Annotated in this window: 6 protein-coding genes and 1 tRNA gene; 5 read left to right on the plus strand and 2 right to left on the minus strand. The window is 64.4% G+C overall.

What is annotated here, in order from left to right:
* Window positions 1-99 precede the first annotated feature (99 nt).
* Entirely contained in the window at window positions 100-717 is a 618-nt protein-coding gene (locus tag ACO48X_RS10505; protein WP_485002036.1) for an L-threonylcarbamoyladenylate synthase, read from the plus strand.
* A gap of 35 nt (window positions 718-752) precedes the next feature.
* Complete coding sequence (locus ACO48X_RS10510; RefSeq protein ID WP_485002037.1) at window positions 753-1,370, plus strand: HAD family hydrolase; 618 nt, start codon at window positions 753-755, stop codon at window positions 1,368-1,370.
* A gap of 94 nt (window positions 1,371-1,464) precedes the next feature.
* On the opposite strand, the gene ACO48X_RS10515 is transcribed toward ACO48X_RS10510, so the two are convergent.
* Window positions 1,465-1,797: a YbjQ family protein gene (locus ACO48X_RS10515; protein WP_485002038.1), complete on the minus strand. Its 333-nt coding sequence runs from the start codon at window positions 1,795-1,797 to the stop codon at window positions 1,465-1,467.
* Between the two features lie 11 nt (window positions 1,798-1,808).
* On the minus strand, window positions 1,809-4,556 hold the full coding sequence (gene aceE / locus ACO48X_RS10520) for a pyruvate dehydrogenase (acetyl-transferring), homodimeric type (protein WP_485002039.1): 2,748 nt from the start codon (window positions 4,554-4,556) through the stop codon (window positions 1,809-1,811).
* 197 nt (window positions 4,557-4,753) lie between these two features.
* Between aceE and ACO48X_RS10525 the strand changes: the two genes are divergently transcribed.
* The 3 genes from ACO48X_RS10525 to ACO48X_RS10535 all read left to right on the plus strand — a co-directional run bounded on the left by ACO48X_RS10525 (window position 4,754) and on the right by ACO48X_RS10535 (window position 5,704).
* On the plus strand, window positions 4,754-5,152 hold the full coding sequence (locus ACO48X_RS10525; RefSeq protein ID WP_485002040.1) for a DUF3052 domain-containing protein: 399 nt from the start codon (window positions 4,754-4,756) through the stop codon (window positions 5,150-5,152).
* A gap of 42 nt (window positions 5,153-5,194) precedes the next feature.
* Window positions 5,195-5,267 (plus strand) — tRNA-Val (locus tag ACO48X_RS10530).
* A gap of 14 nt (window positions 5,268-5,281) precedes the next feature.
* Entirely contained in the window at window positions 5,282-5,704 is a 423-nt protein-coding gene (locus tag ACO48X_RS10535; protein WP_485002041.1) for a hypothetical protein, read from the plus strand.
* Window positions 5,705-6,063 lie beyond the last annotated feature (359 nt).

The raw sequence follows: 6,063 nt of genomic DNA on the forward strand, positions 1-6,063 counted from the left end.
GGGCGGCGTCGCCGGCTGCTTGGCGATCCATGCTTCCCCTTCCTTGGTAGTCTTTTGTGTACCGTGCAATGTGAGTATGCCAGAAGGGAAGGTGCACGCATGGTCCGCTACGTCGAGATTCATCCCGTCGATCCCCAGCCCAGGCTCGTTGACAAAGTGGTCGAGCACATACGGTCGGGCGAAGTCATCGCCTTTCCGACCGATTCGGGCTATGCGCTCGGCTGTTCGCTCGGAAACAAAGAAGGCCTGGAGCGGATCCGCTCGATCCGCCAGGTAGGAGACAAGCACCACTTCACACTCCTGTGCCACGACTTCGCCCAGCTGGGGCAGCTGGCGATCGTCGGCAACTCGGAGTTCCGACTCATCAAATCCCTCACGCCCGGTCCGTACACATTCATCCTCAAGGGGACGAAGGACGTCCCGCGCATTTCGGTCAATCCGAAGAAGCACACAGTGGGCGCGAGAATCCCGGACCACAGGATGAGCCAGGCGATCCTCGAATCCTTGGGGGAGGCCATGCTCACATCCTCGCTCATCCTTCCGGGAGAGGAGGACCCGATGGTCAACGGGTGGGAGGTCAAGGACGACCTCGGGCATGTCGTCGACGTCGTGGTCGAAGGCCCGTGCGGAGAGGGCGGCCCGACCACCGTTCTCGACTTTGTCAAGGGCAAGATCGCCCGCGTCGGGGCCGGAAGCGTTGAGGGAATCGAGTTGTGAGCGGAGGCCGCACGCTACGGCCGGCGCTTTTCGACGTGGACGGCACACTCGTCGATTCCATGGACGCCGTCGCTGAGACGTTCGACCGAATCATGCGGGAAGAGGCGGGAATCGTCCACCCCCGCGAATACTACCGGCGGTTCGTCGGGCCGCCGCTGTCCGAGTCCTTCGCCGAGTTGGGCGTCGACCCCGGCTATTTCGTCGGCGCCTATCGGCGGCGCTATTCGGCGAAGGAATTGGAGCTGAGCCTCTTCGACGGAATCGAGGCCATGCTTGAGCGCCTGCATGAGGCGGGCGTGCCCATGGCGATCGCCACGTCGAAGAGGACCGAAGCCGCCGTCGCCCTTCTCGAGCGCCTGGGCGTCGCGCGACGCTTCGTCGCGGTCTGCGGGGCAGACGAATCCCGCGGCCGCACGGCCAAGCGTTGGATCGTCGGCGATGCTCTGGAGGCCCTCGAGGCGGCCGGCGTCAATGCGTCGAACGCCGTCATGGTGGGGGACAGGAAGTACGACGTCCACGGCGCGGCCGCGCACGGCCTGCCGACCGTGCTTGTCCGCTGGGGCGCCGCTCCCGAAGAGGAGTACGCGCTGGCCTGGCGAACGGCGGAGACTCCCGACCAGCTGGCTGACCTGCTGATCGCCGGAGTCTCCTAAACCGCCGCCTAGGCCGCGGTTCCCGTCGAGAGGCGCCTGCTGCGGAGCCTCTAGGCTCCGCAGCCTTGAGCCCTCCTTCGGGGGCTGCCTTTTTCTATGCCTGGCCTCCGTAAGAGAGCGTCACGGCCGTGCCCGTCACGGAGACCATGAGCATGTCGCCTTGCCCGAGGACCTCGTAGTCGAGGTCGACGCCCACGACGGCGTCGGCCCCAAGCTTCTCAGCGCGCTCGACGAGCTCTTCCTGGGCGCTCTCGCGGGCCGCTTGAAGCTCGTTCTCGTACCCTTGCGAACGGCCGCCAAAGAGGTTGCGCAGGCCCGCGCCGATGTCCTTGAACAGGTTGACGCCCGCAATGACCTCTCCGGTGACCAGGCCAAGATATTTGTCGATTTTGAAGCCTTCGATGCCGTTGGTCGTGGTGACGATCATAGTGCCTCCTTTCAGGCTAGATCTTCGGGAACCGGATCCGCCGCGTTGGGGTTGAACAGGTCGTATTTGTCGATCGCCTGCTTGACGGTCGACCGGTCGATCTTGCCTTGGTCGGCGAGGCCCTGAAGGGCGCGCACCGCCATGGAGGCGGCGTCGATCTTGAGGAACCGGCGGGCGGCGGGCCTGGTGTCGGAGAAGCCGAAGCCGTCGGCGCCGAGCGTGTAGTAGTCTCCTGGCACCCATTTTGCGATCGCGTCCTGAACCTGGTGTTCGAAGTCCGACGTCGCCACGAACGGGCCTTCGGCGCCTTGCAGCTTGGCGCTCACGTAGGGCACGCGAGGCTCGGCCTCCGGGTGGAGGAAATTGTGCTCGTCTGCCTGAAGGGCATCCTTGCGCAGCTCGTGCCACGAGGTGACGGACCACACGGCGGCCTGCACGCCCCAATCCTCGGCGAGCATGCGCTTGGCCTCACGGGCCCACGGAACCCCCACGCCCGAGGCGAGGAGCTGGACGCGCGGCCCGTCCCCCTCGGCGGGTTCAAGGAGGTAGAGGCCTTTGACAATGCCTTCGACGTCGACGCCGTCGGGCTGGGCCGGCTGATGGATGGGCTCGTTGTACACAGTCAGGTAGTACATGACGTTTTGGTCGCGCCCGTCCGATCCGTCGCCGTACATGCGCACGAAGCCGTCCTTCATGATGTGCGCGATCTCATAGGCGTAGGCCGGATCGTACTGGACGATGGCGGGATTGGTCGATGCAAGGACGGGGGAGTGCCCGTCCATGTGCTGCAGGCCCTCGCCGGCCAACGTCGTGCGGCCGGCGGTCGCCCCGACGATGAATCCGCGCGCCATCTGATCGCCCGCTGCCCAGAACTGGTCTCCCGTGCGCTGGAAGCCGAACATCGAGTAGAAGATGTAGAACGGGACCATCGGGACGTTGTGAGTCGCGTAAGAGGTGCCCACAGCCTGGAAGGCGGCCACCGAGCCGGACTCGGAGATGCCTGTGTGCAAGAGCTGGCCGCTCTCGGACTCCTTGTACGAAAGGAGCAGGTCGTGGTCCACGGAGGTGTACTGCTGGCCCAGCGTGTTGAAGATCTTGGCCGTCGGGAACATCGCGTCGAGGCCGAAGGTGCGCGCCTCGTCGGGAATGATCGGCACCAGCCTGAAGCCGAAGGACTTGTCTTTGGCGATGTCTTTGATGAGGCGTACGAGCGCCATGGTGGTGGCGACCTTCTGCTTGCCGGAGCCGGTGGTGATGGCGTCGTAGTGCTTCTGGGCGGGAAGCTCGACCCCTCCTGAGAACACCCGGCGTTCGGGAAGGTACCCGCCGAGCTGGTTGCGGTGCTCGACCATGTATTCCATTGCCGGCTCGCTCGGATCCGGTTTGAAATACGGCGCGTTGTAGGGGTCCTCGAGCTGCGCGTCGGGGATGTCCAAGTGCAGGGTGTCGCGCAGCAAACGGAGGTCGGCCGAGTTTAGCTTCTTCATCTGGTGCGTCGAGTTGCGCCCGGCGAAGTTCGTCCCGAGGGCGTAGCCCTTGACCGTGTGGGCCAAAATGACGGTCGGCTGGCCCCTGTAGGCGGTCGCGGCCCGGTAGGCGGCATAGACCTTGTGATAGTCGTGTCCGCCGCGTTTGAGCGACCAAATCTGATCGTCGGTCCAGTCCGCGACCATCGCCTTGGTTCGCGGGTCGCGGCCGAAGAACGAATCGCGCACAAAAGAGCCGTCGTTGGCCCTGAAGCCTTGGTAGTCGCCGTCGCGCACCTCGTTCATGAGATTGACGAGGGCGCCTTCCTTGTCGGCCTGGAACAGCACGTCCCATTCGCGGCCCCAGATGACCTTGATGACGTTCCAGCCGGCGCCCTTGAAGAAGGCCTCGAGCTCCTGGATGATCTTTCCGTTGCCGCGCACGGGCCCGTCAAGGCGCTGGAGGTTGCAATCGACCACGAAGGTCAGATTGTCAAGCTGCTGAGTCGCCGCAAGCTGGAGCATGCCGCGGGACTCGGGTTCGTCCATTTCGCCGTCGCCCAGGAAGCACCACACGCGCTGGTCGCTTGTGTCCTTGATGCTCCGATTGTTCAGGTACCTGTTGAACCACGCCTGATAGATAGCCGCGGCCGGGCCGATGCCCAGGGAGACGGTGGGGAATTCCCAAAAGTCTTGCATTTGGCGCGGATGCGGATAAGACGGAAGGCCGCGGCCGCCCGACTTTCTTGAGACTTGCTGCCGGAAGGAGTCCAGGTCCGCCTCGGTCAGGCGGCCTTCGAGGAAGGCGCGCGCGTAGTTCCCGGGAGACGAATGCCCCTGGAAGAAGACCTGGTCGCCGCCTCCGGGGTGGTCCTTGCCCCGGAAAAAATGGTTGAACCCGACCTCGTAGAGGGTGGCCAAAGCGGCGAAGGAGGAGATATGGCCGCCCACGGCCAGTCCGGGGCGCTGCTGGCGCGTGACCATGACGGCGGCGTTCCACCGGACCCAGCGGCGAAACTGGCGTTCGAGGGTCTCGTCGCCGGGGTAAAGGGGCTCCTCCTCGACGGGAATTGTGTTGACGTAGGGGGTCGTCAGGTTCGGAGGGGTCTCGACGCCCTTGCGCCGGGCGTGTTCCTCCATGGACATGAGGATGTAGCGGGCGCGCTTGGGCCCGCCCGTCTGGATGAGGTCGTCGATCGACTCGAGCCATTCGCTGGTTTCCTCGGCGTCGATGTCGGGTACGTAGTTCGGCTGGCCGTTGATCAACGGTGATGCACCGGGCTGCACGCTCACTTGTTCTTCCTTACGTTTTGGTTTGTGGATCGTGTTGGCAGTGGATCGCACCGACGGGTCGAAGGTGCGGACGAAGGTCCCACAATGTTGCTTCCAGTGTAGCGGCGTTGGGTGTGTTTCGCAGATTCGAAAGTAAACGTTTGTCGTGAAAGCCTTCACCATTTGCCAAATCGGCCGGAATGGGGTGGGCTATTCACATGAGTTCTTTGGGATTCAACGAAGGCAGCATTGTTCAAGAATTCGGATACGACGACGACGTCGCCGAAGAGGTGCGCTCCGCGATCGAGCAGTCCACCGGCGAAGAGCTCGTCGATGAGGACTACGGCGACATCGCGGACGGCGCAATCGCTTGGTGGCGCGACGACGACGGCAATGCCGACGACTTGGCGGACCTTTTCCTCGACATGAAGGCAAATCTGGAATCTGACTCGGCGGTGTGCTGGCTCCTGGTGCCCGGTCCGCGCGAACCGGGGCATGTTTCCGCGGCGGTCGTCGAAGAGGCGGCGGAGACGGCCGGCCTCATGGCCACCACGAATGTGGCGGCGAGCAAGAATTGGACCGGAATCCGCCTGACGGCGACCGGCGCCAGGCGCTAAAGTAATCACTTGTGGCGTTGGCCCTTTGCCGGCCGACGCCGAGGGCCTGTAGCTCAGTTGGCAGAGCACTGCGTTTACACCGCAGGCGTCGTCGGTTCGAGTCCGACCGGGCCCACTATGGTCATCAACGTGCAATCATTGCGCTTCGCCAGCCACATTCCGCCGCTTGCCCTCTCTCGCGGAACGCTCGCCCTGGGCTCCGTCTGCCGGTCCTGCGGCGAAAGCGTCGTCTCGCTTTCTTTCTCTCCGGCGCCGCCTTGTGCGAGCCGGCCGTTCGTGCGTGTCGAGCTGCGCGAGAGCATGCCGGAGTATGTCGAAGGGCTGGGTTCGCTGACCGTCGTCGGCGTTGACGCCTCCCGGGCGGATTCCTGTCGCACCGACTCGGAGGCCGACGGGGGAGGGGCCTTCGGGGAAGACGAAGTTGCGGTCGACGTCGACATCGTTTTCGATCCCGACGTCGAAGTGCTCGACCTCGGCGACGACGCATTTGACCCGAGTGGGAATGCACTCGGATTCGGCGGCGACTCGGAAGGGCGTTCGCGCGGGAAGTGATTGCCGTCGTCGGCGGCGGCCGCAGTTTGGCGACGAGCAGCCCCGCAGTTCGGCGACTGCCGGGGCGCGCTGTGGCGGCGGGGCGTTTCGCGATGCGCGGGCGAGGCATGCAGGGGCGGCTCACCCTGCCGGAGGTGCCTTCTCCACACTTAGAAGGTAAGGTATACCTTACTGGCCTGGTGCGAAGGGGCGCCGGGACGCTCAAGATGCGGAGGAGATCCAATGGGAGTCAAAAACATCGCCTATTCCGGCCTCGTGCACGGGTACAGGGCCGTCGCCTCTTTGTTCATGGACGTGCCTCAGGCGCCGGAAAAGCACGCGTGCTTTCCCGTGAGCGTGGAGGCCGTCGAGGACCTGGC

The sequence above is a fragment of the Peptidiphaga sp. genome (assembly GCF_057238965.1).

Excerpts from the sequence above, each read along its gene's own strand:
- ACO48X_RS10525 (WP_485002040.1), top strand. The coding sequence starts at position 4,754 with ATGAGTTCTTTGGGATTCAACGAAGGCAGCATTGTTCAAGAATTCGGA.
- ACO48X_RS10515 (WP_485002038.1), bottom strand. The coding sequence starts at position 1,797 with ATGATCGTCACCACGACCAACGGCATCGAAGGCTTCAAAATCGACAAA.
- ACO48X_RS10505 (WP_485002036.1), top strand. The coding sequence starts at position 100 with ATGGTCCGCTACGTCGAGATTCATCCCGTCGATCCCCAGCCCAGGCTC.